The following is a 15,728-nucleotide window of genomic DNA, read 5'->3' as shown; positions in this document are numbered from 1 at the left end:
AAATCCCTAAAAACTTATTATAAATAAGCATTCAGCTCCGACGTATCGGAACTGAATACTGCTTTTGTTATTCTTCTAATCTGATGTCTAATCCAAGACCTTTCAATTCATGCATTAATACATTGAATGATTCTGGTAATCCTGGTTCCGGCATAGTTTCACCTTTAACGATTGCCTCGTAAGTTTTCGCTCTACCGATTACGTCATCCGATTTCACTGTTAAGATTTCACGTAAAGTACTTGATGCACCGTATGCCTCAAGAGCCCAAACCTCCATCTCTCCAAAACGCTGACCTCCAAACTGTGCTTTACCTCCTAAAGGCTGCTGCGTGATCAACGAGTATGGTCCGATAGAACGTGCGTGCATCTTATCATCTACCATGTGTCCTAATTTCAACATGTAGATTACACCCACTGTAGCCGGCTGGTGGAAACGCTCTCCAGTTCCTCCGTCATACAAATATGTATGTCCGAATCTTGGCACACCTGCTTCATCAGTCAAGGCATTGATTTGGTCCAAAGAAGCTCCGTCGAAAATTGGCGTAGCATACTTCCTTCCTAATTTCTTACCTGCCCATCCTAATACAGTTTCGTAAATCTGTCCGATGTTCATACGAGATGGTACCCCTAGTGGATTCAATACGATATCTACCGGTGTTCCGTCCTCTAAGAATGGCATATCTTCCTGACGAACGATTTTCGCAACGATACCTTTGTTACCGTGACGACCTGCCATCTTATCTCCAACTTTCAGTTTACGTTTCTTAGCGATGTATACTTTAGCAAGTTTCAGGATTCCTGATGGTAATTCATCTCCAACAGTAATCGTGAATTTCTCTCTACGTAAAGCTCCCTGTAAATCGTTCAACTTAATTTTATAGTTGTGGATCAAGTCATTTACCATAGCATTTGACTCGTCATCTGTAGTCCACTGACCTTTTGTTAAGTGTGCGAAATCCTCCACAGCGTATAACATTTTTTGCGTGTATTTCTTACCTTTTGGCAATACTTCTTCACCCAAATCGTTCATTACACCCTGAGATGTTTTTCCGTTTACGATTTCAAACAATTTCTCAACTAACTTATCTTTCAACTGAACGAATTTCACTTCAAATTCAGATTCAAGAACTGCTAAATCGTCTTTGTCTTTAGAACGCTTACGTTTATCTTTTACCGCTCTCGCGAATAATTTTTTATCTAAAACCACACCGTGTAATGATGGAGAAGCTTTTAATGAAGCATCTTTCACATCACCCGCTTTGTCCCCGAAGATTGCTCTTAACAATTTCTCTTCCGGAGTTGGATCTGATTCTCCTTTTGGTGTAATTTTTCCGATTAGAATGTCGCCAGGCTTAACCTCGGCTCCGATTCTGATCATACCGTTTTCATCCAAGTCTTTAGTAGCCTCTTCTGAAACGTTTGGAATATCATTCGTTAACTCTTCGTTACCCAATTTCGTATCACGAACCTCTAACGAGTAATCGTCTACGTGGATGGATGTAAAGATATCGTCACGAACTACTTTCTCAGAAATTACAATCGCATCCTCGAAGTTGTACCCTTTCCAAGGCATGAAGGCAACCTGTAAGTTTCTTCCAAGTGCTAACTCTCCGTTTTGCGTTGCGTATCCTTCACAAAGTACTTGTCCTTTCACCACTCTGTCCCCTTTTCTAACGATAGGTTTCAAGTTGATAGACGTACTCTGGTTGGTTTTTCTGAACTTGATTAACTGATACGTTTTCTCATCCGGATCGAAGCTAACCGCTCTTTCTTTCTCAGTACGGTCGTATTTGATGGTAATTTCGTTAGCATCAACATACTCTACCACTCCGTTTCCTTCTGCATTAATTAATACACGAGAATCTGAAGCTACCTGACGCTCTAAACCGGTTCCAACAATTGGTGACTCAGGACGTAATAATGGTACGGCCTGACGCATCATGTTCGATCCCATCAACGCACGGTTAGCATCATCATGCTCCAAGAATGGAATCAATGATGCAGAAATCGATGCAATCTGGTTCGGTGCAACGTCGGTGTAGTGAACTGCTGTTGGCTCTAATACCGGGAAGTCACCCTCTTCACGTGCAATTACACGTTCTGCAGTAATTTTCCCTTTCTCATCCATATCGATGTTGGCCTGAGCAATCAATTTACCTTCTTCTTCTTCTGCGCTCAAATAAACTGGTTCAGATTTTAAATCTACTACACCATTTTCAACCTTACGGTAAGGTGTCTCGATGAATCCCATTCCGTTTACTTTCGCATATACCCCAAGAGATGAAATCAAACCAATGTTTGGTCCCTCAGGAGTTTCAATCGGACATAAACGCCCGTAGTGTGTATAGTGAACGTCACGAACCTCGAAACCGGCTCTCTCTCTGGATAAACCTCCAGGTCCTAAAGCGGATAAACGACGTTTGTGTGTAATCTCTGCTAATGGATTCGTTTGGTCCATGAACTGAGATAACTGGTTGGTTCCGAAGAATGAGTTGATAACCGATGATAATGTTTTCGCGTTAATCAAATCGATTGGCGTAAACACCTCATTGTCACGAACGTTCATTCTCTCACGGATGGTTCTTGCCATACGAGCCAAACCAACACCAAACTGTGCAGACAATTGCTCACCAACTGTTCTAACACGACGGTTTGATAAGTGATCGATATCATCAATCTCTGCTTTAGAGTTGATTAGCTCAATCAAATACTTCACGATAGTGATGATATCCTCTTTGGTCAAAACTTGTTTGTCCATAGGAATATCCAAACCTAATTTTTTGTTCATTCTGTAACGACCTACGTCACCTAAGTTGTAACGTTGATCCGAGAAGAACAATTTATCAATAATACCACGAGCCGTTTCTTCATCAGGCGGTTCTGCATTACGCAACTGACGGTAAATGTGCTCAACAGCTTCTTTTTCAGAGTTGGTTGGGTCTTTCTGTAATGTATTGTGGATGATTGCGTAATCCGCTTGGTTGTTGTCTTCCTTATGTAAAAGGATAGATTTCACGTTAGCTTCTACAATTTCCTCTACATTGTCTTTATCTAAAAGCGTATCACGGTCTAAGATGATTTCGTTACGCTCGATAGATACTACTTCTCCAGTATCCTCGTCTACGAAATCCTCATGCCAAGTGTTCAAAACACGCGCAGCTAGACGACGTCCGATGTACTTTTTAAGACCAGTTTTTGAAACTTTGATTTCCTCAGCAAGGTCAAAGATTTCTAAAATATCCTTATCACGCTCGAATCCGATTGCACGGAATAAAGTCGTTACAGGTAATTTTTTCTTTCTGTCGATATACGCGTACATTACGCTGTTGATATCGGTAGCGAATTCAATCCAAGAACCTTTAAAAGGAATTACCCTAGCAGAATACAATTTGGTTCCATTAGCATGGAAAGATTGTCCAAAGAAAACACCAGGAGAACGGTGTAACTGAGAAACTACTACACGCTCCGCACCGTTAATTACGAACGTACCGCTTGGCGTCATGTATGGGATGGTTCCTAAGTAAACATCCTGTACAATTGTTTCAAAATCTTCATGCTCAGGGTCTGTACAGTACAATTTCAAACGTGCTTTTAACGGCACACTGTACGTTAGACCTCTGTCTATACACTCTTCAATTGTATATCTTGGCGGGTCAATAAAATAGTCAAGGAACTCCAATACGAACTGATTTCTGGTATCAGTAATTGGGAAGTTTTCCATGAAGGTGTTGTAAAGACCCTCGTTTCCTCTTTCATCGGATTTGGTTTCCAACTGGAAAAAATCCTTAAAAGATTTTACCTGAATATCCAGAAAATCCGGGTAGTCAGGGATGTTTTTCGTCGAGGCGAAATTTAATCTTTCAGTCTGATTTGCTAACATCAATGGACAAAATTTGGATTAAAAAAAAGTAATTTTTTGTGTAAAAACACAGCTTATTTGTACTTTCTTTTTTTAACCAATACATCTCTGAAAATGAACAGAAAGTGGTAATTTCATTTTCTTTCTTCGTACGGATTAAAAGGGATTACGCTTTGAATTACCTATCAAAAACAACAGATAATTTATTATACGCAAAATGGTTTAGGTCTTTGAGAGTACTTCCCAAGACCTAAACCTATTTTAAAACCGGAGTTTAATTATTTCAATTCAACTACAGCACCAGCCTCTTCTAAAGCTTTCTTAAGACCTTCAGCCTCATCTTTAGAAACTCCTTCTTTAACATTTGTAGGAGCAGCATCAACTAAATCTTTAGCTTCTTTAAGACCTAAACCAGTTAATTCTTTAACCGCTTTAACAACTCCTAATTTAGAAGCTCCAGCATCTTTCAATACTACAGTGAATTCAGTTTGCTCTTCAGCAGCACCTGCGTCACCACCACCTGCAGCAACTACTACAGCAGCAGCAGCTGGCTCGATACCATACTCGTCTTTTAATATTGTTGCTAATTCGTTAACTTCTTTAACTGTTAAGTTAACTAATTGTTCTGCGAATTGTTTCAAATCTGCCATTTTTTCTATCTTTTAAAATGATTTGTAATATATTAATTAATTAGTGCGCAATTTATTCAGCCGCCTCTTCTTTGTTTTGATTCTGAAGAGCAGAGATAATTCTCTGAGCTGGAGATTGAAGTAATCCGATGATTTCTCCGATAACTTCTTCTTTCGATTTGATTGATACTAATGAATCAAGTAAGTTATCTCCAATGTAGATTTCTTCATTGATATAAGCACCTTTCAATAAAGGCTTGTCTCCTTTTTTACGGAATTCTTTAATGATTTTTGCAGGAGCATTTGCTGTATCTGCAATCATGATTGAAGTGTTTCCTTTTAAAACTGTTGGAAGTTCACCAAAGTTTGCTTCTGAAGACTCCATAGCTTTCGCTAATAAAGTATTCTTAACAACCTCTAATTTGATTCCCGCTTTAAAACAAGCTCTTCTTAAGTTTGAAGTAGTATCTGCATCAAGTCCGGAAATGTCTGCTAAGTACACAACATTTACACCAGCTAACTGTGCAGTTAAATCTTCAATAGCGATTGATTTTTCTTCTCTAGTCATACTAAAAACTTTTAACTACCAATTATACTGCTTTAGGATCTAAAGCAATTGCAGGACTCATTGTAGCTGAGATGTGGATAGACTTAATATAAGTTCCTTTTGCTGCAGTTGGTTTTAATTTAATTAATGTTTGAATAATCTCGTGAGCATTCTCCTGGATTTTCTGAGCGTCGAAAGAGATTCTTCCGATTCCAGCATGAACGATACCTGTTTTATCAACTTTAAAGTCAATTTTACCAGATTTCACCTCTTCTACTGCTTTACCTACTTCCATAGTTACAGTACCAGTTTTAGGGTTTGGCATTAAACCACGAGGTCCTAAAACACGACCTAATGGCCCTAATTTACCCATAACTGCAGGCATTGTGATGATTACATCAACATCTGTCCAACCGTCTTTAATTTTTTGTAAATAGTCGTCTAAACCTACGTGGTCAGCACCTGCTGCTTTTGCTTCAGCTTCCTTATCTGGAGTAACTAACGCTAATACACGTACGTCTTTACCTGTTCCGTGTGGTAAAGAAACCACACCTCTAACCATTTGATTCGCTTTACGAGGATCAACTCCTAATTTCACTGCGATATCAACAGACTCATCAAATTTTGCAGAAGCAACTTCTTTAATTAATGCAGATGCATCTTTCAAAGAGTACAATTTGTTCTTCTCAATTTTTGCTGCAGCCTCTTTTTGCTTTTTTGTCAATTTTGCCATTGTCTTTTCTTTTTAAAGATTAAAAAGGAGCAGTTCCTGATACTGTTATACCCATAGATCTAGCTGTTCCAGCAACCATACTCATTGCTTTCTCAATTTCGAAAGCGTTTAAGTCAGCCATTTTGTCTTCAGCAATAGTTCTAATTTGATCCCAAGTAACGCTAGCTACTTTTTTACGGTTAGGTTGCCCTGAACCAGACTTGATTTTAGCTGCATCTAATAATTGAATTGCAGCCGGTGGCGTTTTAACAACAAAGTCAAAAGACTTGTCTTTATACACAGTAATTTGTACTGGTAATACTTTGCCAGGTTTATCTTGTGTTCTAGCATTGAACTGCTTACAGAACTCCATGATATTAACCCCAGCAGCCCCCAAAGCAGGTCCAACCGGCGGCGAAGGATTCGCGGCACCTCCCTTAACTTGTAGTTTAACTACTTTACTAATTTCTTTAGCCATTTTGTTTAAAAAATTTAGCACATCTATCAATTGGAAGCGATTGATGTGGGTTTATAATGTAACGATATTATACTTTTTCAACTTGCATAAAACTCAACTCTAATGGTGTCTTTCTTCCGAAAATTTTCACCATTACCTCAAGTTTACGCTTCTCTTCATTTACTTTTTCAACCGTTCCGTTGAAACCGTTAAATGGTCCGTCAACTACTTTTACAGTTTCTCCAACCGTGTAAGGAATTGCTCCGTGATCCACTTTAACTGAAAGCTCATCCACTTTACCAAGCATTCTGTTAACTTCTGCCTGACGCAATGGTACAGCATCACCACCTTTAGTTTCACCTAAGAATCCGATTACCCCAGTAATTGACTTAATAATATGAGGAATCTCTCCGGTTAAGTTAGCTTCAATCATAACGTAACCCGGAAAGTAAACTCGGTCTTTACTGATTTTTTTCCCATCACGTACTTGCACCACTTTTTCAGTAGGCACCAATACCTGAGAAATATAATCTGCCATACCCAAACGACTGATTTCCGTTTCGATATAGTTCTTTACCTTATTCTCCTGACCGCTTACGGCACGAACTACATACCATTTTTTGACATTATTGTCTGACATATCAAAAAAATTAAGCTTTTAACCAATTAAAGAAAACCCCTAATACTTTTGTAAATACAGTATCCGTACCCCAAGTTGCCAAAGCAAAAAGGATCGAAAATAAAGCCACTACAATAGTTAAACGTTGTACTTCAGCCCACTCTGGCCAAGTTACATTTGATTTTAACTCTTCAAATGCTTCTGTAATGTAATTAACAACTTTTGTCATTGTATTTTTCTTTTGCACGGGCGGAGGGATTCGAACCCCCATCAATGGTTTTGGAGACCACTATACTAGCCCTTGTACTACGCCCGTTTGTTAAAAAAGTCGGCAGCATTAAACCGCCGACTTTATATCAACTAATAATTAGTCTAAAATTTCAGTTACCTGACCAGCACCTACAGTTCTACCACCCTCACGAACAGCGAAACGTAAACCTACTGATAAAGCGATTGGGCTTAACAATTGTACTTCAATAGTTAAGTTATCACCTGGCATAACCATCTCAACTCCTGCAGGTAAAGAAATAGTACCTGTTACGTCAGTTGTACGTACGTAGAACTGTGGACGGTAGTTGTTGTGGAATGGAGTGTGACGTCCACCTTCTTCTTTTTTCAAGATATAAACCTCAGCTTTGAATTTAGCGTGTGGCTTAACTGAACCTGGCTTAATGATAACCATACCACGTTTGATATCAGCTTTATCGATACCACGCAATAATAAACCTACGTTATCTCCAGCTTCACCTCTGTCAAGGATTTTACGGAACATCTCAACTCCAGTAATTGTAGAAGTCAATTTCTCAGCTCCCATACCGATGATTTCAACAGCATCTCCAGTGTTAGCAACTCCAGTTTCGATACGACCTGTAGCAACAGTTCCACGACCTGTAATTGTAAACACGTCCTCAACTGGCATCAAGAAAGGCTTATCAACATCACGAGCTGGTAACTCAATCCAGTTATCAACTGCTTCCATTAATTCCATAACTGTAGCAACCCATTTTGGATCACCATTCAAAGCTCCTAATGCAGAACCTTTAACAACAGGACCATTATCACCATCATACTGATAGAAAGATAATAAATCTCTGATTTCCATTTCAACAAGCTCTAACAACTCAGCGTCGTCAACCATGTCAACTTTGTTCATGAAAACAACCATTCTAGGCACACCAACCTGACGTCCTAAAAGGATGTGCTCACGAGTTTGTGGCATTGGACCATCTGTAGCAGCAACTACCAAGATAGCACCGTCCATCTGAGCAGCACCAGTAACCATGTTCTTAACGTAATCCGCGTGACCTGGACAGTCAACGTGAGCGTAGTGACGGTTAGCTGTTGAATACTCTACGTGAGAAGTATTAATAGTAATACCTCTTTCTTTTTCTTCAGGAGCGTTGTCGATCTGGTCGAATGATTTAGCTTCTGATAAACCAGCGTCAGCCAATACTTTAGTAATAGCAGCTGTCAAAGTAGTTTTTCCGTGATCTACGTGTCCGATAGTTCCGATATTTAAATGGGGCTTCGAACGATCAAAGGTTTCTTTTGCCATGATTTAATAATTTAATCTTAGTTATATAATTAGTGTTCAAATATTCAATATTGAGCCAATGACGGGATTTGAACCCGTGACCTCTTCCTTACCAAGGAAGCACTCTACCCCTGAGCTACACCGGCTTTTGTGCATTTCAGAAGTTAGAATTCAGAATTCAGAAATTTCCAAATCCATTTTTTCTAAATTCCAATTTTTTTGTGGGGAGAGCAGGATTCGAACCTGCGAAGGTGTAACCAGCAGATTTACAGTCTGCCCTCGTTGGCCGCTTGAGTATCTCCCCAACTATTTTACTTTCAATCACTTACAATTTTGAGCCGATGGAGGGACTCGAACCCACGACCTGCTGATTACAAATCAGCTGCTCTAGCCAGCTGAGCTACACCGGCAATTGAAAATAAAAAAGTCCGCTATTTCTAACGGACTGCAAATGTAGGCAATTATTTTTTTAATCAAAATAATTTTTTCCTTTTTTTTATTTTTAGCTGTGAGCTCTAATTTTTTCTTTTCGTTTCATCAAAAGTCTTTCCAAAGAATCTACCGATAAATCTACTGCCTCTTCAAACGACTTACCTTGTTTTTTTACCATAAATTCATCACCCGGCACGTTTACTTTTACTTCTACAATTTTATTTTCCTTATCGCTCGTATTTTCAACTTTCAGGAAAACATCGGATGCCACCACCCTGTCATAATATTTTTCTAGTTTATCTAATCGCTCTTGTACAAATTCTACTAATTTTCTATCAATATTAAAATTGACTGCATGAACATTTACTTTCATAATTAAATTATTTATTTGGGTTAAACGTTTAGAATTATTTCCGGTTACGCGGATGAGCATCTTGATACACCCGTTTTAGTTCAGCCAAGCTGCTGTGCGTATAGATTTGAGTGGAAGATAAACTGGCGTGACCTAACAATTCTTTTACTGAATTTAAATCGGCACCATTGTTCAGCAAATGCGTCGCAAAGGTATGCCTAAGAACGTGCGGACTCTTCTTTACTTTTTCAGAGACCTTACTAAAGTAATCATTTATTAGTCGATACACAAACGTTTCACTAACTTTATGCCCGTTTTTATTTAAAATTAACAAATTGTCAGATGAAATACTTGGCAACGTTTTTCTAACTTCCTGATAACGATTTAATAATTCGATAGTGCAGTCTAAAAGTGGTAAAATTCTCTCCTTGTTTCTCTTTCCTAACACCTTTAATGTTTTGGCATACGGACTGAACGCAGACAATTCTAAACCTATCAATTCCGCCCGACGAATTCCGGTTGCATAAAAAAGTTCAATAATCAATCGATTGCGAATTCCTTCAAAATCATCCGGATAGTCATTTTCATCAAATACCAATTCAAGTTCTTTTTCTGAAAATGGAACCTGAACCTTCTTAGGCATTTTTAATGATTTGTGTTTTTGCAGAGGATTGATTTCAATTTGTTTGGTCTTCAGCAGAAATTTATAGAATGATTTAAGCGAAGACATTTTTCGGTTGACGGAAGTGTTGGAAATTCCATGCTCCACCAACTGAACAATCCAACTTCGTATTTGGGAATAATTCACTTCTTCCAGAATAGAAGCCGAATCTTGTTCTTTTAAAAAAAGTTCAAATTCAACAATATCATTCAGGTAAGCCAATATCGTGTGCGAAGAATAGTTTTTTTCTTTCTGAAGATAATCCCGATATGCCTGCTGAGTTGAAACCATAAAAAAACCGTTAGCAACAAAGTTATAAAACTAAGTTTACTAACGGCTATATTTAGCATTCAAAATCTACTAGCTCTCTAAAGAGTCTCTCAAACCTTGAATATACTGTGCTTTCTGAATCTGAGCTCTTCTAACCACAGATGGTTTTGTGAACTGCTGACGTGCTCTTAATTGACGAACTGTACCAGTTTTATCAAATTTTCTCTTATAGCGCTTTAATGCTCTATCGATATTCTCTCCGTCTTTAATTGGGATAATTAACATAGTTTAGACACCTCCTCTCATTTAGGCCGCAAACTTATGACTTTATTTTGATTCAAACAAATTATTATTTCTTTTTAATTTTCAAAAGGAATTATTCAAAATAATAAGTAATTGTTTTGACAGATGTCACATCATACTCATCTGTTGTTGAAACCTGGCTTAAAATAAATCCGTTACTACCTATTGTGTAAGTAGCCTCGTTTCCTTGCACAAAAGAAAGATTTTTTGGATTTGTAAAAGCCACATTATTCTCTGAATCCATAGTACCAAACCCAGGTGCATTAATCAACATCAAGCTTCTCTTCCCATATGTTCTTTCTTCAATATAATTCATATTATTGACAATCGGCGAATATTGAAAACTACTATTTACACCGTTATAACTTGATGAAACTAAATTGTCATTCACAAAAACATTACTAACCAAAGAATCATAAATGCCTGAAATTTCGTCTACTCGCTGATAACTTTCAATATTGTCATTTTCATCAAAATTCACGATTACTTTCGTATAAAATTCAGCAGTAGGATCATCATACATAGCATTACCACGTTGAACAAGCACTTGGTTTTCACTCTGATAGACAAATCGCCAATATCCAAAATCTTCTGCCCCATAAAGAGCAATTTTACCCCCAACCAACCTTGAATTTGAATCATAATAAAAGTACGTTTCTTCTAAAACTCCGCTAGTACCAGTTTTAATCCTACTAATTAACAAGTCGTTCTGATAGTTAAATTGTGTAAAAGTAACGTCAGTAGAAACAGTAGATCCATCAGCAAAAACCTCAAGATTCAGGCTTTGCAACTTATTATTATTCAACACAGCAGTTGTTATAGCAGTTGCAGTATGAGCACCTCCCTCACCCGTATATTCAGATTCATTTACAATTTGATATCCCGTAATCACTACATCAGAATTTTGAATTTCAACCGGATCATTTTGACAGGATTGTAAAACCAAAACAATCCCAAACAAAACAAATACCCTCTTTAGTTTTTTCATATTTTTATCATTATTTATCTTACAAACGAAAAAAATAAAAATTTAGTATCTCAAATTTGTTTAACAAAAAAGCCAAGATACAATTTCTTGCTTCTTGGCTTCAATTTATATATTCCAACTTGATTAATGCTTAACCGCCGGATCGTAACTTTTGCTGTCAATAATCATTTTCGACAAAATTTCTTTCAAGATTTCCGAAGTTCCACCGCCGATTGGCCCTAGACGGCTGTCTCTAAACAAACGTGCCAACGGATATTCTTCCATATAACCGTATCCGCCCAGCATCTGTAAACAACTGTAAATTGTCTCATCAGCCACTTTAGTTGATTTCAATTTTGCCATTGTTGCTTCTTTCACTACATATTCACCACCGTTTAAACGAGCTGTCGCAGCGTAATTAAAGATTTTACAATGTTCAACATCAGTAGCGTGTTCTACTAATTTATGACGCAACGCCTGGAATTTATCAATCGTTCTTCCGAAAGCTTCACGTTCTGCCATATACCCAATTGTATATTCGATGGCGTATTCTGCACGTGCGTGTGCATTGATAGCCATAATTAAACGCTCCAAAGCAAAATGCTGCATAATGTATGGAAAACCTTTTCCTTCTTCTCCCATTAAGTTTTCAGCTGGAATTGCTACATTATCGAAAGCGATTTCCGCTGTATCGGAAGCTCTCCAACCTAATTTATCCAATTTAGTCGCAGAAATACCCGAAGCTTTTGCATCCACTAAAAACATGCTGATACCTTTGTTACCAAGTTCAGGATTGGTTTTGGCAGCAACCACATAATAATCAGCGTAAACTCCGTTAGTAATGAATGTTTTGGAACCGTTGATGATGTATTTATCACCTTGTTTCACAGCAGTGGTTCGCATCCCTGCAACATCACTTCCTCCAAAAGGTTCTGTGATACACAAAGCGCCAATCATATCACCAGAAATACTTGGTGCTAAATATTCTTGTTTGATGCGTTCGTCACCTTCTGCATTCAAATGTGTCATCGCTAAATAAGCATGAGCCCACATCGCAGCTGCAAAACCGGACGATTTAACTTTCTGCAATTCTTCAAGGAAAACTACCGTGTAAAACAAATCTAAATTCATTCCACCGTAGGCTTCCGGATAACGCAATCCGAAGAAACCCATTTCACCGAATTTCTTCCAAATGAAACGCTCGATGGTTCCCGTCTTCTCCCATTTTTCTATATGAGGAACAACTTCTTTCTGTAAAAAATCTCTAAAACTTTCCCTAAATAATTGATGTTCTTCTGTAAAGTACATTGAATTCATATCGTTGCAATTGTTTGCACTATTTCTAGCGCCTTTTGGTTTGTTTGTTTAAAACTCCAAATATAAGGCAATAATATCAACTTTGTCAACTGGGAAATTCTTAATTTTTTGTAAATCTTCTTTGGTTTTTATAGCCCCTTGCATACTGCGATAGGTTACAATTTCCCTAGCAAGCGCATATCGAAAATATGGAAACTGCTGCATTTCTTTTATGGACGCTTCATTAATGGCAATCTTTTTTACCTCTGGAACTGATATAATTTTAAAATGCATCTGCAATTTTTCAACCACTTCGGGAGACAAACCCCAAACTTCTTTCAATTGGTTCATACTCAGAAAAGCGCCGAATTTTTCACGCTCTTTCAGAATTCTTTCAGACAAGGCCGGACCGATGCCGTAAACTTTCATCAAATCTTCCTGAGTCGCTTTATTAATATCGAGAACTACTATTTTCTCCTTTTTAGCGGATTGAAATTTTCCTTTGTCATAATTTACGAACGATGCTTTTCTATTTTTCACCCAATCCGGAAACTTAAAATAAGGAGCATATTTTTTAAGCCATTCATCCGAAACCTTAGTGACATTTTGAAACTCTTCGGCCGAATTTGCAAACTTATTCTCTGCTCTGAATTTATGCAGCCGATCGATTTCCTTTAACGACATTCCCAACACATAGCCTTTGTAATCTGAAATAAAATTGGGATTGAAAGGATAAACCTTACCACTCTCACTTGATTTGGCTAATTTCAGACTATCAATCACACGTTGTTGCGACAACCAGTCCAATTCATTCTCCGACAATTTTTCTTCAGCATTCAAAGCATAAGAACAATATGCATAATACCCCAATTGAATCAATACCATCAAAACCAGCAACGCTACAATACCCGCGCGCTGCTCTCGTGTGAATTTCACACTGAACACTTCTTCTTTGACCATAATTCAGGAATTACAAATCGAAAACCGAACTGCGTTTTGTATACACCATATCTTTCAGGCGAAGCAAAAAGGCTAAAGTGAGATAAACCCCAAACCACAATCCGACCGTGAAGAAAGAAATGTAAATGAAAAACAAACGCACACTGGTGGTACGCATTCCGAGTTTATCGGCCAAACGCGACGACACTTCGAAACCGTGTTTCTCAAAAAAATGACGGATGTTGGTAATTAGTCCCATAATACAGCAACAAATGTAGTTAATTTTTCAGCAGCTTTATCAGAACCGGGTAAATGAACCGAAGACAAAAACAGTCTTCGTAAACACGAAATTTTCATAGGCAAATAATAGTTTTATGGCTAATAATCTGAAGACGAATATAAGTATTCTTTTATCTTTGTGAAAACAATTCAACAAAAAAATGAAAAATTTTCTTACTTTTTTATTTCTTTCGGCAATTTGCCTGGTTTCGGCGCAAAAGAAAATACAACCGGGTGAATCGCTTAAAATTACTTATTTAAAAAGTTCCAACGGAAAACTCATAGAAAATCAAGATGCTATTATTGTACTGGCGGATTCAGACAAATCGCTGATTTCCTCTCAAAACATGCAAACTGGAAAAGCAACTTTCCCTTTCGAGCAAACTATTATTTATCCATCATCACAGAAAACGCTGCAACTCGGGCAACTGGCTACAACCAAAAAAGTAAGTACCATTGACAGTCTTTCACTGGGTAAACAGCAATTTGAAATTACGTCGGAAACCAAAACTATTTTAGGTTACAAATGCACTAAAGCCAAAACCGTTATCAATTCTAATCACATTGATATTTGGTTCACTACTGAACTACCCATTAAAGGAAGCCCGACCGTTTTAGGTGCCAACTTAGGATTGGTTTTGGAAATGAACCGAAACAATACTTTTCTAATTTCCGCATCTAAAATTGAAAAAGCAACCAAAAAAGACCTTTGGCCCGCAACCGAAAACATCTCAAAAACAGATTTGTTGAGTTATCGCGATTTATTATGGAAAAGCCGTTTCACCACATTGAAGGTATTTGAAAACGAAATCATCAATTTTTCAGGAGAATCAAAATCGAACGATAGTATTTTGCGCTTTGCCAACGGTACTATTGCACTGCGAAAAGTCAAATTTCCAACCATAAACCACGGAAGTCAAATTTTTATAGATTTAACCGAACAATCCAATGGCGATGCTTATGACAGAACAGGATCAGTGTTTGTAATTCCGACCGATGCTAAACAATCCTTTTACGATGGGTTGACCAACGGAGCAAAAACACTTCCGATTTATGAAAATGGCAACGGGAAGCAATATCAAGGCGTTGTAAAAACAGAAAACTATTCTCCGTTAATTGAATTGATGCGCTTTTTCACACCATTCGGAATTAAACAATACAACCACATTCAACTGAAAGATAAAACGTGGCACGATATTGTACCGTATCGTCAGGATATTTCTGAATTGCATGCATCATTAAGCAACAAAGAAGTTTGGATTGGAACTTTTATTGGCAATTATGACAAAGGCGGTCACAAAATCTCCTTAAACATTACAATTCACAACGAAGAAAATCAAACCTCAAAAAACAATTTCCTGTTACCGCTTTTCAATACGACCAATGTTATGGAAATGGCCGAGCAGAATTACGGCACCATGTTCAACCACGAAAACGGTTTACTTGTTGATTTTACTTTAGAAAAAGAAGTGAAAAATGCCAAACTACGCTATATCACTACGGGTCATGGCGGCTGGGAAAATGGAGATGAATTTGTGCCGAAGAAAAACACGATTCTTTTAGACGAAAAAGAAGTGTTTTCATTTATTCCTTGGCGACAGGATTGCGGAAGTTATCGTTTGTTTAATCCAGCATCGGGGAATTTCAACAATGGCTTATCGTCTTCAGATTACAGTCGTGCGAATTGGTGTCCTGGAACGGTTACCAACCCAACGATTATTGAATTAGGTGATTTGAAAGCCGGGAAACACAGCATCCGAATTAAAATCCCGCAAGGTGAACCGGAAGGCGGTAGTTTCAGCGCCTGGAATGTTTCCGGAGTTTTGCTTGGAAACTAAATAAAAAAAGCCGTTCAAATTGAACGGCTTTTTT

General features: G+C 37.9%; 16 protein-coding genes and 4 tRNA genes. 1 reads left to right on the top strand and 19 read right to left on the bottom strand.

Features of this window, described 5'->3' with window-relative positions:
* Positions 1-67: 67 nt before the first annotated feature.
* The 19 genes from rpoB to RUH60_RS01565 all read right to left on the bottom strand — a co-directional run bounded on the left by rpoB (position 68) and on the right by RUH60_RS01565 (position 13,836).
* On the bottom strand, positions 68-3,880 hold the full coding sequence (gene rpoB, locus RUH60_RS01655) for a DNA-directed RNA polymerase subunit beta (protein ID WP_313804446.1): 3,813 nt from the start codon (positions 3,878-3,880) through the stop codon (positions 68-70).
* A 257-nt stretch (positions 3,881-4,137) separates the two neighbouring features.
* The gene (gene rplL, locus RUH60_RS01650; protein ID WP_023570840.1) at positions 4,138-4,509 is read right to left on the bottom strand and encodes a 50S ribosomal protein L7/L12; all 372 of its coding nucleotides are present in this window, start codon (positions 4,507-4,509) and stop codon (positions 4,138-4,140) included.
* A 52-nt stretch (positions 4,510-4,561) separates the two neighbouring features.
* The gene (gene rplJ, locus RUH60_RS01645) at positions 4,562-5,056 is read right to left on the bottom strand and encodes a 50S ribosomal protein L10 (RefSeq protein WP_026979451.1); all 495 of its coding nucleotides are present in this window, start codon (positions 5,054-5,056) and stop codon (positions 4,562-4,564) included.
* A gap of 22 nt (positions 5,057-5,078) precedes the next feature.
* Positions 5,079-5,768: a 50S ribosomal protein L1 gene (rplA, locus tag RUH60_RS01640; RefSeq protein WP_313804435.1), complete on the bottom strand. Its 690-nt coding sequence runs from the start codon at positions 5,766-5,768 to the stop codon at positions 5,079-5,081.
* Positions 5,769-5,787: 19 nt separating this feature from the next.
* Positions 5,788-6,225 (bottom strand): 50S ribosomal protein L11, encoded by a 438-nt coding sequence (rplK, locus tag RUH60_RS01635; protein ID WP_313804432.1) that lies wholly within the window; start codon positions 6,223-6,225, stop codon positions 5,788-5,790.
* Between the two features lie 67 nt (positions 6,226-6,292).
* Complete coding sequence (nusG, locus tag RUH60_RS01630) at positions 6,293-6,844, bottom strand: transcription termination/antitermination protein NusG (RefSeq protein WP_313804429.1); 552 nt, start codon at positions 6,842-6,844, stop codon at positions 6,293-6,295.
* Between the two features lie 10 nt (positions 6,845-6,854).
* Entirely contained in the window at positions 6,855-7,052 is a 198-nt protein-coding gene (gene secE, locus RUH60_RS01625) for a preprotein translocase subunit SecE (RefSeq protein ID WP_313804426.1), read from the bottom strand.
* Positions 7,053-7,067: 15 nt separating this feature from the next.
* Positions 7,068-7,139: transfer RNA gene (locus tag RUH60_RS01620), tRNA-Trp, on the bottom strand.
* 51 nt (positions 7,140-7,190) lie between these two features.
* On the bottom strand, positions 7,191-8,378 hold the full coding sequence (tuf, locus tag RUH60_RS01615) for an elongation factor Tu (protein ID WP_313804423.1): 1,188 nt from the start codon (positions 8,376-8,378) through the stop codon (positions 7,191-7,193).
* Between the two features lie 53 nt (positions 8,379-8,431).
* Positions 8,432-8,503, bottom strand: a tRNA-Thr gene (locus RUH60_RS01610).
* A 76-nt stretch (positions 8,504-8,579) separates the two neighbouring features.
* A tRNA-Tyr gene (locus RUH60_RS01605) sits at positions 8,580-8,661 on the bottom strand.
* A 32-nt stretch (positions 8,662-8,693) separates the two neighbouring features.
* Positions 8,694-8,767 (bottom strand) — tRNA-Thr (locus RUH60_RS01600).
* 92 nt (positions 8,768-8,859) lie between these two features.
* Positions 8,860-9,162 carry a ribosome hibernation-promoting factor, HPF/YfiA family gene (gene hpf / locus RUH60_RS01595; RefSeq protein ID WP_313804682.1) on the bottom strand — a complete coding sequence of 101 codons (303 nt, stop codon included), beginning with the start codon at positions 9,160-9,162 and terminating at the stop codon, positions 8,860-8,862.
* A 34-nt stretch (positions 9,163-9,196) separates the two neighbouring features.
* Entirely contained in the window at positions 9,197-10,093 is an 897-nt protein-coding gene (locus tag RUH60_RS01590) for a tyrosine-type recombinase/integrase (protein WP_313804420.1), read from the bottom strand.
* 69 nt (positions 10,094-10,162) lie between these two features.
* The gene (rpsU, locus tag RUH60_RS01585) at positions 10,163-10,357 is read right to left on the bottom strand and encodes a 30S ribosomal protein S21 (RefSeq protein WP_313804417.1); all 195 of its coding nucleotides are present in this window, start codon (positions 10,355-10,357) and stop codon (positions 10,163-10,165) included.
* 91 nt (positions 10,358-10,448) lie between these two features.
* Positions 10,449-11,363 (bottom strand): hypothetical protein, encoded by a 915-nt coding sequence (locus RUH60_RS01580; protein WP_313804414.1) that lies wholly within the window; start codon positions 11,361-11,363, stop codon positions 10,449-10,451.
* A gap of 123 nt (positions 11,364-11,486) precedes the next feature.
* Positions 11,487-12,659, bottom strand: a complete 1,173-nt coding sequence (locus RUH60_RS01575; protein WP_313804411.1) for an acyl-CoA dehydrogenase family protein — start codon at positions 12,657-12,659, stop codon at positions 11,487-11,489.
* A 48-nt stretch (positions 12,660-12,707) separates the two neighbouring features.
* Positions 12,708-13,598 carry a helix-hairpin-helix domain-containing protein gene (locus RUH60_RS01570; protein ID WP_313804408.1) on the bottom strand — a complete coding sequence of 297 codons (891 nt, stop codon included), beginning with the start codon at positions 13,596-13,598 and terminating at the stop codon, positions 12,708-12,710.
* A gap of 10 nt (positions 13,599-13,608) precedes the next feature.
* A complete protein-coding gene (locus tag RUH60_RS01565; RefSeq protein WP_026979462.1) occupies positions 13,609-13,836 on the bottom strand; it encodes a PspC family transcriptional regulator in 228 nt (75 codons plus the stop codon).
* A 181-nt stretch (positions 13,837-14,017) separates the two neighbouring features.
* On the opposite strand from RUH60_RS01565, the gene RUH60_RS01560 reads away from it, so the two are divergent.
* Complete coding sequence (locus RUH60_RS01560) at positions 14,018-15,694, top strand: GLPGLI family protein (protein WP_313804398.1); 1,677 nt, start codon at positions 14,018-14,020, stop codon at positions 15,692-15,694.
* The last annotated feature ends 34 nt before the right edge of the window (positions 15,695-15,728 follow it).

Source organism: Flavobacterium sp. (genome assembly GCF_032153895.1).
Lineage (GTDB): Bacteria > Bacteroidota > Bacteroidia > Flavobacteriales > Flavobacteriaceae > Flavobacterium.
This window is presented reverse-complemented; position numbering and strand designations above follow the sequence as displayed.

Coding starts and splice junctions, on each gene's coding strand:
- rplL (WP_023570840.1), bottom strand. CDS start 4,509: ATGGCAGATTTGAAACAATTCGCAGAACAATTAGTTAACTTAACAGTT.
- RUH60_RS01565 (WP_026979462.1), bottom strand. CDS start 13,836: ATGGGACTAATTACCAACATCCGTCATTTTTTTGAGAAACACGGTTTC.
- RUH60_RS01560 (WP_313804398.1), top strand. CDS start 14,018: ATGAAAAATTTTCTTACTTTTTTATTTCTTTCGGCAATTTGCCTGGTT.
- hpf (WP_313804682.1), bottom strand. CDS start 9,162: ATGAAAGTAAATGTTCATGCAGTCAATTTTAATATTGATAGAAAATTA.
- rplA (WP_313804435.1), bottom strand. CDS start 5,768: ATGGCAAAATTGACAAAAAAGCAAAAAGAGGCTGCAGCAAAAATTGAG.
- RUH60_RS01570 (WP_313804408.1), bottom strand. CDS start 13,598: ATGGTCAAAGAAGAAGTGTTCAGTGTGAAATTCACACGAGAGCAGCGC.
- rpoB (WP_313804446.1), bottom strand. CDS start 3,880: ATGTTAGCAAATCAGACTGAAAGATTAAATTTCGCCTCGACGAAAAAC.
- rpsU (WP_313804417.1), bottom strand. CDS start 10,357: ATGTTAATTATCCCAATTAAAGACGGAGAGAATATCGATAGAGCATTA.
- RUH60_RS01590 (WP_313804420.1), bottom strand. CDS start 10,093: ATGGTTTCAACTCAGCAGGCATATCGGGATTATCTTCAGAAAGAAAAA.
- RUH60_RS01580 (WP_313804414.1), bottom strand. CDS start 11,363: ATGAAAAAACTAAAGAGGGTATTTGTTTTGTTTGGGATTGTTTTGGTT.
- rplK (WP_313804432.1), bottom strand. CDS start 6,225: ATGGCTAAAGAAATTAGTAAAGTAGTTAAACTACAAGTTAAGGGAGGT.
- secE (WP_313804426.1), bottom strand. CDS start 7,052: ATGACAAAAGTTGTTAATTACATTACAGAAGCATTTGAAGAGTTAAAA.
- RUH60_RS01575 (WP_313804411.1), bottom strand. CDS start 12,659: ATGAATTCAATGTACTTTACAGAAGAACATCAATTATTTAGGGAAAGT.
- rplJ (WP_026979451.1), bottom strand. CDS start 5,056: ATGACTAGAGAAGAAAAATCAATCGCTATTGAAGATTTAACTGCACAG.
- nusG (WP_313804429.1), bottom strand. CDS start 6,844: ATGTCAGACAATAATGTCAAAAAATGGTATGTAGTTCGTGCCGTAAGC.
- tuf (WP_313804423.1), bottom strand. CDS start 8,378: ATGGCAAAAGAAACCTTTGATCGTTCGAAGCCCCATTTAAATATCGGA.